Origin of the sequence: Bacillus sp. FSL E2-8868 (assembly GCF_038005505.1) — a bacterium.
In the GTDB taxonomy this organism is placed as follows: domain Bacteria; phylum Bacillota; class Bacilli; order Bacillales; family Bacillaceae_G; genus Bacillus_A; species Bacillus_A mycoides.
Map to the genome: position 1 here is coordinate 1998377 of NZ_JBBOTI010000001.1, position 18499 is coordinate 2016875.

The window sequence follows — 18499 nt, forward strand, 5'->3', positions numbered from 1 at the left end:
TACAAAATTACTGTACCTTGTTTTTTTATTTCTCAATTGTAAATTTTTAGTGGTCTATTTAGTATGGAAGTGTGTGAAAGAAGAGTGGAGGAGGATGCTTATGTTAACGTGCGAGGGGAGTAAAACGTTTCAAATATTTATTAAAGCTGTAACTGATTTAATAGATGGTGATTTATTGGAAGAACAAATCGTGTGTGAAATTGAAACATTACTAGAAGAACTTTTAGAAAAGAAAACATGGCTTCCGTTAGATAAACAGAAGGTGAATTCGGCTCAATATGCACGACACTTACTGTATGAAGATCCGTTAAAACGTTTTGAAGTATTAGCTCTCGTATGGAAAGATGGACAATCTACACCATTACATGATCATGATGGCACATGGGGAGTAGAAGGCGTTTTTTCAGGAAGGATAATGGTGCAGAACTTTGTACAAACGAAGCAGCTTGGAAATTCACTTTCTTATTTAACACACATAGGAAATCTTTATTTGGGAGAAGGCGAAACCGATAAAGTAATTCCACCAGCTGATTGTCATATTCTTGAAATAGCTGAAAATGAAAGCGTAATCACTATTCATATATACGGAAAACGTTTAGAAAAGTTTAAAGTATATATCCCAACAGAAGAAAAAAATGTATACATGTGTGAGACAAAATATATTAGTTATAATTCATAGCTTAAAATCCAAAGCTTTTCTTTAAAAAGAACAGCTTTGGATTTTATTTTTAATTATTTCTTGACCTGAAACGCTTTTCATAAACTATAAATAAGGAGTACTTCACGAGATTCGTATGAAAACGATACCTTATATTTCATAAAAACTCGTGTATTTATAGAAAGTGGTGAAGAAATAATGAAATTAATCGCAATTGATTTAGATGGAACTCTTCTTTCAGGGAATAAAATGATTAGTAAAGAGAATGCAGAAGCAATTCGAAAATGTCAAGAAGCTGGCCATGTTGTAGCAATTTGTACAGGACGTTCTATTGTGGATATTGAACGACTATTGTTAGAAGTGAATTTAGAATGTCCGATTATTGCTGAAAATGGTGCACTTATTTATACAGATAAAAAGATGATGAAGAGATACCCAATTCAAAATACGCAAGCACTAGAGATTATAGAATATCTTGAAGAGAATGATTTGTATTATCAACTTTATACTAATAAAGGTGTGTATGTACCAGATTATGGAGTAGAGAGTGTACGAAATGAAATCGAGTATGTAAAGAATTCAAAAGAAAATTTCAACTTGAAAGAGTTAGAAACGATTGCTGCATTATATCTTGAGCATACAGCATTTCATAGTACAGAAAGTTGTAAACCAATTGTAGAAATGGATATACATGTGCATAAACTTTTACCGTTTTCTTATGACATAGAGAAATTAAAAAAATTAAAAGAAACATTTCTGCATAATACGGATTTAGCTATTACATCTTCCTATTGGCATAATTTAGAGATTAATCATCGAGATGCTCAAAAAGGAAATGGATTATATACTTTAGCAGAACATCTTAATATTCCAGTTGAAAATACTGTAGCAATAGGTGATGGTCTAAATGATGTTTCCATGATGGAGAAAGCAAATATATCAATTGCAATGGGAAATGCAGTTGAAGAAATAAAAGTGATGTGTCAATACGAAACGTTAACAAATGAAGAACATGGTGTCGCACATGCTTTATATAAATATGTAATGTAATAAAAAAAGAAAAAAAGAATCCAAATAGATTCTTTTTTTCTTTTTATTAGGGGTAAGGTATTCTATGAGATTCATAGAAGCCTTATTACAACTCATTATATAGAATATATTGGAATAAATGTTTATATTTTTCATGAGAGTTGTGAAATTTTTGTGAATTTTACGGTTATTTTATTTTTATACTGCTACTAGCAGCGCGTAACAATCCCATATTATTTTCTGTTTTTAATTGAAAAATAGAATTTGTTTGAATAATTATTCTACAGCTATATACCTAGGGGCACTTTCTTCGTATAATGAAGAAGTATGAATTTTGGATTTGTATAAATTTTACATATCGAGGTGAAAAAGGAATGAATGCGCGGCTAATGGAACTTATTGATGTGAGTACAATAGAAACCATGGCAGAACAATTTTATAAATTAACCAACATATCACATCAACTTCTTGATGCTGAAAACGAATGTATATTTTCATTTGGAATTAATGAAATGAAAGTATGTAAACTTCCAAAAATTGAAATCCCCCTTTTCTTATACAATCAATATTTAGGATCTTTTGTTGTATGGTCCAAACGAAGCGAAATTTTCAATTGCCAAAAATATTTTGAAATGCTTTCTAACCTCATTATAACTGGGGTGAAAAAAGCAGTTCAAAGTAAAAATACATCGTTACTTTCTCGAAAAGAGGAAGAACTACATACGATTTTACAAAACATGCCTGTTATGGTTGATGCGCTTGACTATAATGGAGATTTTGTTTTGTGGAATCGAGAATGCGAGATTGTAACAGGTTATACTGCTGAAGAAATAATTGGGAATCCAAACGCTCTTCAATTACTGTATCCTGACCATAATTATCGCCATCAAATACAAAATAAATTTTTGACTCGTGGAAAAAATTTTAGAGATTGGGAAATGCGTTTAACATGTAAAAATGGAGAAATTAAAACGATAATGTGGTCCAATATATCAAAGCAGTTTCCTGTAACAGGATTTAGTTACTGGGCTGTTGGGGTAGATATTACACATTTAAAAGCGATAGAAGGGCAATTAAAACAACAAACCTCTGAATTAGAATTAATTTTCAAAGCTTTACCAGATTTATGTTTTTTAACAGAGGACGATGGGACAATTATAGATTATAAAGCAGGATCTCCTACAAAATTTTACGTGCCCGCAGAAGCTTTTATGGGAAAAAAGTTTTACGAAATATTACCGTCTTCAGTAGCACAGCAATTTCAAGAAGCAATTCGCCAATTGAAAGAAGAAGGAAAGAATGTAATTGTAGAATATCCTCTAACAATTAATGGAAGTATCGATTTCTTTGAAGCTAGATGTTTACCGTTATTACAAGATAAAATTATGATCATTGTACGCGATATCACAGAGCGGAAAAAGGCAGAAGAATTGCTAAATAAATCAGATACACTTGCGGCAATTGGTCAATTAGCAGCCGGTGTAGCTCATGAAGTGAGAAACCCATTAACTGTAATTAAAGGATTTATACAGTTATTCCAAATTAATAAAGAAGATCAAGAAAAATATTTTGACCTTATGCTTTCCGAAATAGAAAGAATAGAAGCAATCCTCCAAGAGTTTTTGTCGATTGCTAAAACTGATGAAATAAATACAGAAAAGAAAAATATTTATCAAATTTTTAAAAATGTCGTATCATTAATTAATACAAAAGCAATCATGACAAATATTCAAGTTGAACTATTTACAGATTCCAAAGAGATAATCATTGAATGCTCAGAAAATCAATTGAAACAAGTATTTATTAATATTTTGCAAAATTCAATTGAAGCAATGCTAGATGGCGGGAAAATTTCAATCCATATAAAAGAAATACATAAAAAAGGTGTCATTATTAGTGTAATAGATGAAGGAATAGGAATACCTGAAGAAAGAATTAAAAGATTAGGTGAACCTTTCTATAGTACGAAAGAAAAAGGTACCGGTATTGGATTGATGTTAAGTTATAAAATAATTGAAGGTCATCAAGGAACAATAAGTATAATGAGTGAGGTTGGTGTCGGGACAACTGTAACTATTTACTTGCCGAAAATTCAGAGTAAACAATCGCTATCAAATTGTGATGATAGATGTATTTCAATACGTTCTAATATTAACTCCTAAAATACTTAATACCCAATAACAAAGCTAAGCTTTTGTTATTGGGTATTTTTATATTTAATTTAGTAAACTTTACCTTTTCTTTATGTTTGTTTTAATTTCTATTAAGTTTTAAACGTTATATTAATATGCGTACAAAGTAATGTATGGAAATTGTGCATTACTTTTAATATAGAAAGCTTAAAATTATTAAAAATGTTGTAAGGAGGAGATTATGACAAGGTGAAAAAGCAAGTGAAAAAAAGTGGTAGAGCAATACCGATGCGGTTAAATATTTTATTTCTATGTGTATTTTTATTATTTTCTGCAATGATTATACAGTTAGGTAAAGTGCAAATTTTCGATGGAGAGACTTATAAAAATGAAGTAGAAAAGAGAGAAAATGCAACTGTGAGCCTATCTGTCCCACGTGGGAAAATATTTGATCGAGAAGGGAATCCAGTTGTTGATAATACATCTTTACGCACGATCACGTACACAAAGATGAAAGGTGTAAAATCAGAAGATATATTAAAAACTGCAAGACAACTTGTAGACATAATTGAAATGCCGCAAGAAGATATAGATAAGTTAAATGAGACAGATAAGAAAGATTTTTGGATGCAATTAAATCCGAAACTGGCTGAAAATCTAGTATCGAAAAAAGAAATAGATACATTTAGAGAAAAGGATATTAGCGGCAAGAAGCTAGATAAAAAAATAGAAGAGTTAAAAAGAAAACGGGTTACAGATAAAAATCTTCAGGAATTAACAGAGAAAGATATAAAAGTGTTAGCTATTAAAAGTAAGATGACTTCTGGTTATCAAATGGCTCCTCAAATTATTAAAAAAGATGTTAGTGAAAAGGAATTTACTATAATTAGTGAAGGTTTAGCGAATCTCCCAGGTGTAGACGTATCGGTGGATTGGGAGAGAGTGTATGTAAATGATGGATTATTCCGATCTGTTCTTGGAAATGTTTCTAATTCCGATGAAGGATTACCAAGTGAACGATTAGATTACTACTTGGTACGTGATTATAGCCGAAATGATAGGGTTGGAAAAAGTTATATCGAGCAGCAATATGAAGATGTACTTCATGGTACAAAAAAAGAAGTAAGAAGCGTTGCAGATAAACAAGGTAATACAATTAGAACGGAAACCGTTTCTGAAGGAAAAAGCGGCAAGAATTTAACTTTAACAATAGATATGGAATTACAGAAAAAAGTAGAAGAGAGCATAGAAAAAATATTAAAGGCCTATAAAGGTTCAGAATCGATGTTGGACCGTGCTTTCGTTGTAATGATGAATCCGAAAAACGGCCAAGTATTATCGATGGCTGGGAAAAGACTTGTAGAAAAAGACGGAAAAACGGAAGTAGAAGATTATGCTTTAGGTACGCTGACAAGTTCATACGAGCTTGGATCAACTGTTAAAGGTGCTACAGTATTAACCGGATTTGAAACAAAAGCTATAACACCGGGAACACATTTTTATGATGCACCTATGAAGTTTAAAGGAACTAAGGAGAAAAAGTCATGGAAAGATTTTGGAGATATAGATGACCTAAGAGCTTTACAAGTTTCCTCTAACGTTTATATGTTTAACACAGCATTAAAAATTGCTGGTATGGATTATGTAAAGAACAGTTCATTAGATATTAAACAAGAATACTTTGATAAGATGAGATATTATTTCAGACAATTTGGTTTAGGTGTTCCAACAGGCATTGATTTACCGAATGAAACAGCGGGGCAAATTGGGAGAAAAGATAATCAGCCAGGTTTCTTATTAGACTTTTCCATTGGTCAGTATGATACGTATACACCACTTCAGCTTGCACAATATATTTCAACTATTGCAAATGGCGGGTATCGTATGAAACCACAAATTCTTCAAGAAATTAGAGAACAAACCGTTCAAAAAGATGAGGTCGGTAAAGTAGTACAATCAATAGAACCCGTTGTTTTAAATAGAATTGATATGAAAGAAGAATATATCAATCAAGTAAAAGAAGGCTTTAGGAAAGTATTCCAAGAAGGGGATGGAACGGGAGTAAGGGCGTTCCAAAAAGCACCGTATAAACCAGCTGGCAAAACAGGAACTGCACAGACTGTATACGGTGGAGAAAGTGATATTGGGAGAAATGAGAAAGGCGATCGTAGAGAATGCTATAATTTAACATTAGCAGGATATGCGCCATATGATGATCCAGAAGTAGCATTTTCTGTTGTAGTACCATGGGTTATAAATGATAAGTCTGGTATTAACTCTGATATTGGAAAAGAAGTTTTAGATGCTTATTTTGATTTAAAAAATAAGCGATTAACTGGCGAAGCACCAAAAATAGATGACTCTAAAGAGAATTAAAATATACGAAACGTCTCTAGCATTTATATGGACTAGAGACGTTTTTACATACGAATAGATTAGAAATGAGGTATATTAGAAATGAGGTATATATGAAGCAATTGATTCTAAAAGATTGGAGAAAAATATGTAGCTATATTTTAATTATAATAGGAATTATTATTATTAATAAGTCATTTTTATTTTGTATGGTAGAAGGAATTTCGATGCAACCTACTTTGAATGAAAATAATCGCATACTAGTTAATAAGGCTAGTGTCTATTTTTCTTCTTTTCATCATGGTGATGTTGTAATAATAAAAAAAGAAGACGAGCCTACATACTACGTGAAACGAATTATTGGATTACCAGGGGATAACATACAATTAAGAAACGATGTGGTATATATTAACGGTAAAAAGCGAGATGAGTTGTATATACAGTTAGATATGTCACAAGTATCAAATCGTTTTTCAAACTTTAGAGAAATGAAAGTTCCCTCGCATAAATTATTTGTATTAGGTGATAATCGAAATCATAGTAAAGATAGTAGGAATACACTTGGACTTATCAATGAGTCACATGTAATAGGTAAAGTGAAAATGGTATATTATCCATTTGATCAAATAAAATGGTTAAAATAATTCTATTAGATATGCACGTTTTATAAAATAATTCATATATTGATAGCATAGGACAAGCAGAAAAGCTTATCCTAACCTCACAGAACACTCCTTATCACAGTTAGGCATCTACATTTTATGTAGATGCCTTTTTCAATGTCTGATAATTATTTATCAACCTAAAGTAGTAAGTATATTGGGACTATTAAGGGAAGATTGCTTGTAATAATAACAGTACGATTAATAAGAACATTGAATTGTAGGAGTGAGAAATAAGTGATGAATATTTTAATAGTTAATTTCCCTGCAGAGGGACATGTAAATCCTACATTAAGTTTAGTAAAGGCCTTTACTGAAAGAGGTGATAACGTACACTATATTACAACGGAAAGTTTTAAGGAAAGGCTTGAAGTTTTGGGAGCCATTGTACATACTCATCCGGATTTATTAAAGGAGATTTCTATTGATAATGAAACTTCATATGGATTAAAAACTTTCTTTCATGTACATGTTCAAACTTCTTTATACATATTAGAAATTACGAAACGATTATGTAAAAGCATTAATTTTGATTTCATAGTTTATGATATATTTGGTGCTGGAGAGTTAGTAAAGGAATATTTACAAGTTCCAGGCATAGTTTCCTCTCCTATATTTTTAATTCCACCAGTATTATTGGAAACCTTGCCTTTTCATCCAAATGCAGACATACAATTCCAACCCGATGAACTCTCTGAAAAGTTACTGTATCAAATGGAACATGAATTTGGAGTAAAGCCCAAAAGTAATCTTCAATTTATGCATAATAAGGGAGATATTAGTCTCGTGTATACAAGTCGTTATTTTCAACCTAATAGCGATTCGTTCGGAGAAAACAATGTTTTTATTGGACCGAGTATTATAAAGCGCAAAACAAATGTAAAGTTTCCACTTGAATTGCTTTCAAAAAAGAAAGTTATTTATATTTCAATGGGAACACTTCTCGAAGGGCTCGAACCATTTTTTAATACTTGTATTGATGCTTTTTCAAATTTCGAAGGGATTGTAGTAATGGCGATTGGTGATAGAAATGATATTTCAAAAATTAAGCAAGCGCCAGACAACTTTATTATAACCCCTTACGTACCTCAATCAGAAATATTAAGTGAAGCAGATGTTTTTATTACACATGGTGGAATGAATAGTGTGCACGATGCAATCCATTATAATGTCCCATTTGTGATAATACCGCATGATAAAGATCAACCTATGATAGCGCAAAGATTAACTGAGCTTGAGGCAGCACATAGATTATTGAAAGAGCATGTTAATGTGCAAATTTTAAAAAAGGCGGTAACAGACGTTCTTTCAAATAAAAAGTATAAACATGGCATTCAAAAACTGAATGAAAGTTTTTTAGGGTGTGGTGGTTCCAAAAGAGCCATTGCAGTTATTGATGCTCTTTTAAATAAATAGTTCGGATAATATAAAAGCATAGAGGCTCTACCTGTATGCTTTTATATTATTATCCAGCAAATTGTACAGCAGTATTCGCATGTAAATAAGCAGTATCAAAAACAGGAACAGATAGATCATTTTGGGAGATGAGCAAAGGAATTTCCGTACAGCCAAGTAGAATTCCTTCAGCCCCATTATTAACTAATGAATTGGTAATTTGTATTAGTTTTTCTTTTGATGTTTCTGAAATAATTCCTCTACTTAATTCATTTAATATGACGTGATGGATAAAAGTTCTTTCTTCGTCATTTGGGATGATTGTCTCAATGTTATATTTTGCTAGTCGTGATGTATAAAAATCTTCTTCCATTGTTTGTTTCGTTCCTAATAATCCGATCCGTTTTATATTCTGTTCTACCATTTCTTTAGCACTTACATCACCGATATGAAGAAGTGGGATTGATATTGCTTGTTCTACTTCCTCAGCAAATAGATGTACAGTATTAGAACACATTAGTAAACATTCAGCTCCAGAGTGTTCTACTTTTTTTGCTACTGCGACTAATTCATTTTTCACTTCTTCATATTGATGATTTTGTAATAATGTAGTTACTTCACCAAAGTCCATACTATATAAAACAAGCTTCGCATTTTGATCATATTGAGAGAGAGTTAGTGTATTAATATGTTTATAATATAACGATGTTGATTCCCAACTTAGTCCGCCAATTAAGCCAATTACTTTCATCATGCATTCCTCCCGTAACAATTTTGAATTTATTATTTCATAATTCCGATAAGAATACAATGATTTAAATGAACTATTTATCGAAAAATAAAAATAGTAAGAAAAGTATTGAAATTTTTTATTGTTAGTGCCATAATACAGATTACAAATACATACTTATCCAGAGAGGTAGAGGGAACGGCCCTTTGAAGCCTCAGCAACCCCTATGTAATTACATAGGAAGGTGCTAATTCCGCAGAGGACACTATGTGTCTTTTGAAAGATAAGGGGATTCTTGTACGTGAAAGAAAATGACCTCTTATTTAAGAGGTCATTTTTTGTTGTATAGAAAGGAAGTGTAGATGCATAATTCATTTTCAAAATAAATATAGAGTATTAAAAGTTGAATAATACGAGAGGGGAATTGTAATGAACAAATTAACGACAAAGCTAGTAGTAGCTATTGGAATTGGAGCAGCTCTATACGGGGTATTAGGGCTTTGGGGATTTTCTATCGCACCGAATACATTTATTAAACCCGCATTGGCTATTTTAACAGTTTTTGGAGCGTTATTTGGCCCGGTAGCAGGACTTTTAATAGGACTCATCGGTCATACCGTTACAGATACGATCGCTGGTTGGGGTATTTGGTGGGGATGGGTTATTAGTTCAGGTATTATTGGTTTAGCAATGGGACTCATACAAAAAAGAGTTGGTTTTAGTGTAAAACATGGAACGTATAATAACCGTGATATTTCTTATTTTACAATTGCAGGGTTAATTGGTATTGTCATAGCAATTATATTTGCTGGAGCATTCGATATTATTGTGATGGGAGAACCGTTTGACAAAATAGTTATACAAGTACTAGGCGCAACAATTGCAGACGTTATCGTATTTTTAGTTCTTGGCTTACCAATCACGATCGGTCTAGCGAAATCAAATAAGAAACATACACATTTAAAAATTGAAAAGTAGGGATGAATACATGCAACCAATTATTTCTTTTGAACAATTTACCTTTCAATATAGGCATACCACGCAGCCTACTTTAAAAGATATTACATTTCAAATATATCCTGGGGAAAAGGTACTTATCGCTGGACGAAGTGGTTCAGGTAAGTCAACATTAGCTCATTGTATAAATGGGCTAATCCCATTTTCTTACGAAGGGATAAGTACCGGTAACATTTTAATAGCTGGAAAGGATCCGAGAAAAGGTAGTGTTTTTGAACAGAGTAAACACGTAGGGACAATATTACAAGATCAAGATTCACAATTTATAGGCCTTACTGTCGAAGAGGATGTAGCATTTGCATTAGAAAACGATTGTGTAAATCAAATAGAAATGAAAAAGATTGTTACGGATTCTTTAAAAAAGGTAAGCATGCAGGACTTTCATACACAAAGTCCGCATGAATTATCAGGAGGTCAAAAACAGACAGTCTCTCTTGCAGGTCTGCTAACGACAAATGCCGATATATTATTATTTGATGAACCGTTAGCTAATTTGGATCCTGCATGTAGTTTGAATACAATAGAACTCATTAAAAATATACATGAGAAATATAATAAAACAATTGTAATTATTGAACATCGAATAGAAGAAATTTTAAACCTTGATTTAGATAAAATTATTTTAATAGATGAGGGAGAAGTTATTGCCGTTGGTTCACCGGATAGTATTTTAAATTCTAATATATTACCAAATATCGGACTAAGAGAACCTATTTATATAGAGGCGCTAAAGAAATTAAATTTTGATAGTAATAATGTTAGGGTATTTCCAATTGAAAATCTTCGTAATGCAGGCGTTCATAGCCTATTAAAGAACTGGATGCATAAGCAAGTTTCATCAAAAAACAAATATATTAAAAAAGCTTTATGCAAGATAGAAAATTTATCATTTACGTACAATAACAAACATACAGCCTTAGAAGATATCAACCTTTCAATAGGAGAGGGAGAAATAGTAGCGTTATTGGGTCATAATGGAGCAGGGAAATCGACATTAGCTCATACTCTTATAGGAATAAATAAAACGAAGAATGGGAGAATAACATTCGATGGAGAAAATATAAATTGTTGGTCTATTCGTAAACGCGGGGAAGTTATTTCTTACGTTATGCAAAACCCAAATCAAATGATTACACAGCCTACTGTTTTAGAAGAGGTTTCATATTCATTAAAATTAAAAAAGGTTTCTAAAGATGAGATTGAGAAAAGAGTCGAAAAATCTTTAAAAATTTGTGGATTATATCCATTTCGTAACTGGCCAATTCAGGCATTAAGCTATGGACAAAAAAAGAGGCTTACTATTGCATCTGTACTTATAACAAACCCAAAACTTATTGTATTAGATGAGCCGACAGCTGGACAAGATTATTACCATTACAAACAGTTTATGTCGTTTATTAGAAAACTGGCTGAAAGGGGCATATCCTTTATTATTATCACACACGATATGAATCTTGCTTTAGAATATGCAGATCGAGCGGTAGTTCTGCATGAAGGGAAAATTATTGCGGACAATACTGTATCTGCTGTTTTAGGGGATAAAGGAACGTTACAAAGAGCTAATCTACGGGAGATTTCATTAATAAAACTAGCTAAATTAAGCGGAATTCCAACTCCAGAAACATTTGTGAAACTTTATATTGAAGCTAATAGGAGGGAGGAATATGCATAATACGTATTTGTATCGTATGGATGGTGCAATTAAATTATCTTTATTTATATTTTGTATGACACTTACTTTTTTATTTTTTGATTTTCGTATATTGCTAATTTTATTTATTATTGGATGTATCGGCCTCTTAATTGCAAAAATTCAATTGCGTAAAATTATAGTTATTTTCAGCGTTATATTTACATTTAGTTTATTAAATTCTGTTATGATTCTTTTCATTACGCCCACCCATGGATCGGAATTAACGGGATCGTATACCTCTTTTTTTTATATAGGTTATGCAACAATTACATATGAAACTTTATTTTATGCAGCTACACTTTCATTGAAATATTTTACGTTATTACCATTTACACTTCTTTTTATTTATACAACTCATCCAAGTGAATTTGTAAGCAGCTTAAATAAATTTGCTGTTCCTTATAAAATTACATATGCAATAAATATTGCACTGCGTTATATACCAAGTATTCAATCTGAATATATAATCATTAGACACGCGCAGGAAGCAAGAGGCGTACCTTTTGAAAAAGGAGAAGCGAGCTTGTGGATTCGTATGAAAAACCGTGTTTTAATTTTTTGGCCACTTATTATTCATTCATTAGAAAGGATTGATACTGTTTCAAATGCAATGGATTTAAGAGGTTTTGGAAAAAAGGATAAACGAACGTGGTACTATGCAAAAGACGCACAAAAGGAGGATTACATCACACTTTTTGTTGGTATTATCATTTTGATTATTGCAGTTTACTTAAAGTTGAATGTATTCCAAAGCTTCTGGTACCCATTTTAAAGCACTCTCAATAGAGTGCTTTTACTAATTTTTATGAAGACATGCTCAAAAAAGGGAGATATACATACTGTATAATACGAACCAGTTAAAATGATCAACTACCTATTAGTTTTCAAACCAAAAGGAGGAAAAAATATGAGTTTCGGCGGTTCTTGTGGTTTTGGTGGAGGTTTCGCTTTATTAGTTGTGTTATTTATTTTATTAATTATTGTTGGATGTAGCTGTTGGAGCTAAGGGTACTAATTTCTAATTAGTCTCTTCTAAATGTAAATTTAAAAAACATAGCAGATACTTTTTGTATCGAAATAAAAAAGGAGCCATTATGCTCCTTTTTTATTTATTATGCAACGTGCTCTCATTATTATATTTTGGGAATGTAATAGTTAAAGTAGTTCCTTTATTAACGATACTTCGGATTTTTAAACTGCCTCGCATCGTTTCAATAATTTTAACAGCAACCATCGTACCTAAACCAGTACCTTTCGTTTTTGTACTAAAATATGGTTCGCCAAATCGATTAATTTGCTCTTGCGACATTCCAACTCCACTATCTTGAATCCTTATTATGACCTTATTATTGCTAACAGTTGCAGAAATAATTAGATTACCGCCACATGGCATTGCTTCTATACTGTTTTTTATTAAATTTAAAAAACATTGATGGAAGTGCTGTGTATTACCAATAATTGTTCCCTCTGAGAACTCTTTTGTAATATTAATAGTATTCATGTTACAAAAAGGCAACATCATATTAATAACTCGATTTAACTCGTGCTCCACTGAAATATGATCTAGTTTTTCTGAAGCCGGTTTGGCAAAAGTTAAGTAATCATCAATAATTGCTTGTGCACGATTTAACTCTTCAAGAATATGTTCAATATACTCATCTTTGGATTGTTGAGTTATATTGGGTGTTTTTAAAAGTTGTGTAAATCCTTTTACAACAGTCAATGGATTCCTTACTTCATGTGAAATACTTGCAGCGAGTTGGCTGACAATCTCCATTTTTTCAACTTTTATTAATTTTGATCGCATAAATATTGCATCTTTTAAAACCTCATTAAAATAGACCATAAATAATATTAAAATAGTTGGTAATAGAATGAAATAAATAATGTACAAATTATTCACTTCAAAATCTGATAGAGTTAAAACAATTACTGTTGTAAATATTGCAAGGAAAAAAGTTAAAAACATAGATGAAGTTACTTTTATTTTCCTATTGTATGTATTAAATTTTGAGGATGCGAATGCTGTAATTATTAACATCGTTCCATAAACAATGATTGTTAACAGGCTAAAACCATAAAACATAAAACGTATTATTAATAAAATCATGAGTAATGCAATACCGACTGGAAATCCACCATAAAGTGTACCAATTAAAAAGGGGATTTGTCTTAAATCGTGAATATAATTTTCATCCATATAGATGGGGTACCGCATACATAAAATTAGTGGGATACTCGTACAAAGAATGATAAGTAGTTTCTTATATTTCTTCCCAAAATACCCACTATCATAAATAAAATAAAAAACAAATATACTGCTTAAAATATAAAGAAGATTATTTAAAACATTTTGATTAATGTAAACAAAGTTCATAATACATGCCCCGTTATCCTGAATTTCAATCCCATATGTATTATACATTATAAAAGTACAAGTTTTACATGTACTTTTACAATGTATTTAGTTTTTATAGATTTTCAGTGTTATAGGCTTTTAACCATGCATTATTAAACTCTTCCATTGACGCATAGCGCTCACTACGATTTTCATTTACAGCACGGTATGCTACTTCATATAAGCCTGCACTAGCTTCCCATTTCATAAAGGAACGATCTTGCCCGCCACCTAATAGTGCGAAAGCTATAGCCCCCATATTAAATACATTAGTTTTCCCGTCTATCATAGCATTAAGTTGAAACTCTTCAGGTGACATAAAACGAGATGACCCCCACATTCGTCCCATCTTATTTACATACGGTTTGTTACTGTATAAATCAATATCACAAATTTTTGTTTCATTAGTTTTAAAGTTGTACAAAATACTACCGTCATAAAAATCAATAGCTACATAGTTTTTATGTTCAACGTAAGTATGGAAATTAAAAATAGAATTTAATGAAACTAGCCTATTTTTAACGGATAATTTTTTATATTTATAAAATGGTGAGTTAGGATCATTATATTTTGCTGGGGGTGGGAAACTCCAGTGCGAGTGAAGACATTCACCGTCAAACCAATCGAAAATTAAAACATATCCATGCTGTACAGGGTAGTGATCAATTAAATTTATAAGAGAAACGTGTTTTAATTCATTGTATATAGTAACTGAGCTTTTTAATCTTTGTATAGCTTCATTTGTAGAAGCATTATATGCGAGTGTTTGTGCCCCTGCATATTTTATAAAGTTCTTTTTCCCATTCTTTTCAACACCAAAACTTATATTACCGGAATCTTGTTGGTCAAAAACCGCAAATACTGTACCTAGTTTTGTAAGCCAATCAAAATTATGATGTTTTTTTAGTTGGAATGTTATAGTATCTAACTGAATTTTAACTGGAATATCTATCATAATTCACCTCGAATTTAATATAATTAAGTTGTCCATTACAGTATTCGACATATTTTGTGAAATCCCTATATTTATAAACTTAAATTTTATAAATATAATAATATATAGTTATAAGGAGGAAAGCAAATGGATGGAAAAATCATAATTAAACCGTACCAACAATATTGGCATACAGAGTTTTTAAATGAAAAAAATAAACTTGTGCCGTTACTCCATGAAGAAATTATTGCTATTGAACATATCGGAAGCACAGCTGTAGAAGGGTTAGGGGCTAAACCTCTTATTGATATGATGATCGGCGTAACAAATTTACAAATTACCGAAAATTGGAGGGAAGCCCTAGAAGAAATTGGCTATGAATATGTTCCTAAAAAAATACCTAATTGGCGTTTTTTTAGGAAAGGTAAATGGAGAGCTGGTACCCACCATTTACATGTTTATATTTATAATAGCGAGGAATGGAGGAACAACCTTTTATTTCGAGACTTTCTAATAAATCATGAGTGGGCACGTGAAGAATATAGAAAATTAAAAGAGATGCTTGCTGCTACATATCCTTTTGATCGTGTTTCATATACAAATGCAAAAGCACCGTTTATTTGCAACATATTAGAATTGGCCAAAAAGGAGATAAATAAAATATAAGTAGTTTGCAGATTCTCATTTTATTTTAATCTTTCTCTCATGTTATTCTCTCTTTTACTTGATACACTGCTGATTATAGAGCTTTGAGTCAAAAGGAGATTATATAAAATGGAGAAAATACTTAGAAATAAATATTTCCATATATATGTTAAAATAATCGGTATTACTATTATTGTTTGTAGTGTAGAATTGCTATTTATTAATGTTTTGTACGGGAATGTATTAAATGTACAATGGCTAAATAAGAAATTAGGTTCTTTAGGTGAATACGGGGTAATTATAGCTGCATCATTATGGTTCTTACGTCATATATGGTTATTTTTAAAGAAGAAACATATTCACAGATTTAAAATAATTAAAGAGCTATATCTTTTTATAAAACATTTTCACGTATTAATTGGATACGCTGTAATAGCTGTTGCGACTACTCACGGTGTTTACTTTTTAATAAAAGGAAGTCGGCATATTATGCTAGTATACAGTGGTATATTTTCTCTTTTAACCTTAATAGCATTAGGGATTGCGGGATTTGTTTTACAACAAACTAATAAGAAAACGAAATTGATAATGTATCGAAAAACACATCAAATCGTTGCAATTATATTCGGAATAGAATTACTTATTCATTTAATCGTATAGGAGGAAGTATCGTTGCAACATATACTAATTATTGAGGATGAGGAAAGCTTAGCAGATTTTTTAGAATTAGAATTAAAGTATGAAGGATATATAGTAGATATACAACTTGATGGAAGAAAGGGATTAGAAGCAGCACTTGAAAAGAATTACGATCTCATATTACTTGATTTAATGTTACCAGGATTAAACGGACTGGAAGTATGTCGTCGACTAAGAGCAACTAAAAGTACACCTATTATTATGTTGACTGCTCGTGATAGTATTATGGACCGTGTGACAGGGTTAGATAGTGGAGCTGATGATTATCTTCCAAAACCGTTTGCAATTGAAGAACTTTTAGCACGTATGAGAGTGATTTTTAGGAGAGAAGAAAATACAGAGCAAAAGCACGCATCATTTCTTTCGTTTAAAGATCTACAGCTTCAGATTGAATCTCGAACTATAACTAAAGGAAATGAAGAAATTGAACTTACAAATAAAGAATTCGAGCTACTGCTTATGTTTATGAAAAATATTAATCGAGTTCTTACCCGTGATATTTTACTGGACCAAGTATGGGGATATGATGCAATGGTTGAGACAAATATAGTCGATGTGTATGTTCGTTATTTACGTAATAAGTTACATAGTGTGGATAAGGAGGAGTATATCCAAACAGTTCGCGGTGCTGGATATATAATGAAATGATAAAAAACATTGTGCACCGAATTCGAAATTTACCTATAAAGTGGAAATTAACACTTTGGTCCACTACACTAGTATTCATTTTGTTTATTTTGTATAGCACGTTACAATTCATTGTAATTAATAAGTGGACTATAGATTATGAACAGAAACAAATAAACAGACAATTGACAGAAATAGCGGCATATTTTCAAGATAAAAACGAAACGCTCTCGAGCAAAACATTTGAAAATAGTAAAGAATTTCTAAATAATATGATTGATAAACATCAAATGATTCGTATTATCGGAAATGATGGAAAGCCCATTGTTACTGTTTCTCGAGATTTTAATGAAGCTTGGATAAAACCAAAACAGGTTACCCAAGATGAATCCTTAATAAAAAGACATATAGAAGATCGAATATTAGTTGAGCGCATACCAATTCAAACAAAAAAATTCACGGGAACTATTGAACTTACGAAAAACTTAGAGACATTTGATCATTTATTAAAAATTATCTTAGTGGTAATGGTCTTTGCAGGGATATGTGGATTAGTGTTTAGTTTTTTAGGCGGAATACTTATAACGAAAAAGCTTTTATCAAGTGTTCAAAACATAACGGATACGATGAAGCGTATTAAGAAAAACGGACTAAATGAAAGAGTTCCAGTACGAGAAAATAATGATGAACTCGCAAAATTATCGATTCTTTTTAATGAAATGATGGATGAAGTGGAAACTTCTTTTACACAGCAAAAACAGTTTGTAGAAGACGCATCGCATGAATTAAGAACACCATTAACAATTATTCAAGGGCACTTATCAATGCTGAATCGATGGGGGAAAAATGATCCAGCTATATTGGATAAATCTCTTCAATCCAGTTTAAAAGAAGTAGATCGATTAAATAAATTAGTTTCAGAATTGCTAGAGCTATCAAGGGCTGAATCAGAACAGATACATCCAATAGTAGCTGAACGAGTCCATGTTAATAGCGTATTAAAACAAGTTACACAAAACTTTGCAGTACTGCAAACTGACTTTCAATTTGATATGAAATTGGATGCAGATGAAGCGTATGTTTCAATACCATCATCTTACTTAGAACAAATAATTATTATTGTAATGGATAATGCAGTGAAATATACAAAAGGAGCTAATAAGTATATTTGCATTGAATCAAGTATGCGGTCAGGAAAAATTAAAATCCGCATAATAGATCATGGAACAGGAATACCTGAAGCTGATTTACCATTTGTTCTTAACCGTTTTTATAGAGTTGATAAAGCGAGAAGCCGAAAACAAGGTGGAAATGGGCTAGGTTTATCAATTGCAAAAAGGCTTGTAGAAAAATATAACGGAGCTATTCAATTAGAGAGTAAAGAAAACGAAGGAACAATTGTTACAATTACATTTCCGGATACTACACATGAATAGTTAAAGGTAAAAAATTATTTTTGAAAATACTCTTTAAAAGGAGGAATACATTTTGTATTTCCTCCTTTTTTGATGCTTAGCAATCAAAT

The 18499-nt window shown here is 31.5% G+C and carries 17 protein-coding genes and 1 riboswitch; of the genes, 14 read left to right on the forward strand and 3 right to left on the reverse strand.

What is annotated here, in order from left to right; all coding sequences use genetic code 11:
* Window positions 1-100: 100 nt before the first annotated feature.
* The 6 genes from NSS74_RS10510 to NSS74_RS10535 all read left to right on the forward strand — a co-directional run bounded on the left by NSS74_RS10510 (window position 101) and on the right by NSS74_RS10535 (window position 8252).
* Window positions 101-679 carry a cysteine dioxygenase family protein gene (locus NSS74_RS10510; RefSeq protein ID WP_340813514.1) on the forward strand — a complete coding sequence of 193 codons (579 nt, stop codon included), beginning with the start codon at window positions 101-103 and terminating at the stop codon, window positions 677-679.
* A 177-nt stretch (window positions 680-856) separates the two neighbouring features.
* Window positions 857-1708 (forward strand): Cof-type HAD-IIB family hydrolase, encoded by an 852-nt coding sequence (locus tag NSS74_RS10515; RefSeq protein WP_002065648.1) that lies wholly within the window; start codon window positions 857-859, stop codon window positions 1706-1708.
* Between the two features lie 353 nt (window positions 1709-2061).
* Window positions 2062-3849, forward strand: coding sequence for an ATP-binding protein (locus tag NSS74_RS10520; RefSeq protein ID WP_002141995.1), 1788 nt, complete (start codon window positions 2062-2064; stop codon window positions 3847-3849).
* 219 nt (window positions 3850-4068) lie between these two features.
* Window positions 4069-6195 (forward strand): peptidoglycan D,D-transpeptidase FtsI family protein, encoded by a 2127-nt coding sequence (locus NSS74_RS10525; RefSeq protein WP_002141994.1) that lies wholly within the window; start codon window positions 4069-4071, stop codon window positions 6193-6195.
* 92 nt (window positions 6196-6287) lie between these two features.
* On the forward strand, window positions 6288-6818 hold the full coding sequence (gene lepB / locus NSS74_RS10530) for a signal peptidase I (protein ID WP_002013161.1): 531 nt from the start codon (window positions 6288-6290) through the stop codon (window positions 6816-6818).
* Between the two features lie 255 nt (window positions 6819-7073).
* The gene (locus tag NSS74_RS10535) at window positions 7074-8252 is read left to right on the forward strand and encodes a macrolide family glycosyltransferase (RefSeq protein WP_340813516.1); all 1179 of its coding nucleotides are present in this window, start codon (window positions 7074-7076) and stop codon (window positions 8250-8252) included.
* A 49-nt stretch (window positions 8253-8301) separates the two neighbouring features.
* Here NSS74_RS10535 and NSS74_RS10540 read toward each other — a convergent pair whose 3' ends face one another.
* Complete coding sequence (locus NSS74_RS10540) at window positions 8302-8985, reverse strand: aspartate/glutamate racemase family protein (protein WP_080449973.1); 684 nt, start codon at window positions 8983-8985, stop codon at window positions 8302-8304.
* A 150-nt stretch (window positions 8986-9135) separates the two neighbouring features.
* Window positions 9136-9251, forward strand: a riboswitch (SAM riboswitch).
* 139 nt (window positions 9252-9390) lie between these two features.
* On the opposite strand from NSS74_RS10540, the gene NSS74_RS10545 reads away from it, so the two are divergent.
* The 4 genes from NSS74_RS10545 (at window position 9391) to NSS74_RS10560 (ending at window position 12677) form a co-directional block, all read left to right on the forward strand.
* A complete protein-coding gene (locus NSS74_RS10545; RefSeq protein WP_061690131.1) occupies window positions 9391-9939 on the forward strand; it encodes an ECF-type riboflavin transporter substrate-binding protein in 549 nt (182 codons plus the stop codon).
* Window positions 9940-9949: 10 nt separating this feature from the next.
* Complete coding sequence (locus NSS74_RS10550) at window positions 9950-11650, forward strand: ABC transporter ATP-binding protein (protein ID WP_061690132.1); 1701 nt, start codon at window positions 9950-9952, stop codon at window positions 11648-11650.
* Window positions 11643-12443: an energy-coupling factor transporter transmembrane component T family protein gene (locus tag NSS74_RS10555; protein WP_002189766.1), complete on the forward strand. Its 801-nt coding sequence runs from the start codon at window positions 11643-11645 to the stop codon at window positions 12441-12443. The genes NSS74_RS10550 and NSS74_RS10555 overlap by 8 nt, the downstream gene beginning before the upstream one ends.
* 135 nt (window positions 12444-12578) lie before the next feature.
* Window positions 12579-12677, forward strand: a complete 99-nt coding sequence (locus NSS74_RS10560; protein ID WP_000007808.1) for a YjcZ family sporulation protein — start codon at window positions 12579-12581, stop codon at window positions 12675-12677.
* 99 nt (window positions 12678-12776) lie between these two features.
* Here NSS74_RS10560 and NSS74_RS10565 read toward each other — a convergent pair whose 3' ends face one another.
* On the reverse strand, window positions 12777-14096 hold the full coding sequence (locus NSS74_RS10565) for a sensor histidine kinase (protein ID WP_002141985.1): 1320 nt from the start codon (window positions 14094-14096) through the stop codon (window positions 12777-12779).
* 46 nt (window positions 14097-14142) lie between these two features.
* Complete coding sequence (locus NSS74_RS10570; RefSeq protein ID WP_340813518.1) at window positions 14143-15024, reverse strand: serine/threonine protein kinase; 882 nt, start codon at window positions 15022-15024, stop codon at window positions 14143-14145.
* Window positions 15025-15150: 126 nt separating this feature from the next.
* Between NSS74_RS10570 and NSS74_RS10575 the strand changes: the two genes are divergently transcribed.
* The 4 genes from NSS74_RS10575 to NSS74_RS10590 all read left to right on the forward strand — a co-directional run bounded on the left by NSS74_RS10575 (window position 15151) and on the right by NSS74_RS10590 (window position 18410).
* Complete coding sequence (locus NSS74_RS10575) at window positions 15151-15669, forward strand: GrpB family protein (protein ID WP_149190570.1); 519 nt, start codon at window positions 15151-15153, stop codon at window positions 15667-15669.
* Between the two features lie 108 nt (window positions 15670-15777).
* Window positions 15778-16308, forward strand: coding sequence for a hypothetical protein (locus NSS74_RS10580; protein ID WP_061690135.1), 531 nt, complete (start codon window positions 15778-15780; stop codon window positions 16306-16308).
* A 12-nt stretch (window positions 16309-16320) separates the two neighbouring features.
* A complete protein-coding gene (locus tag NSS74_RS10585) occupies window positions 16321-16995 on the forward strand; it encodes a response regulator transcription factor (protein ID WP_002032425.1) in 675 nt (224 codons plus the stop codon).
* Entirely contained in the window at window positions 16992-18410 is a 1419-nt protein-coding gene (locus NSS74_RS10590) for a HAMP domain-containing histidine kinase (protein ID WP_061690136.1), read from the forward strand. The genes NSS74_RS10585 and NSS74_RS10590 overlap by 4 nt, the downstream gene beginning before the upstream one ends.
* The last annotated feature ends 89 nt before the right edge of the window (window positions 18411-18499 follow it).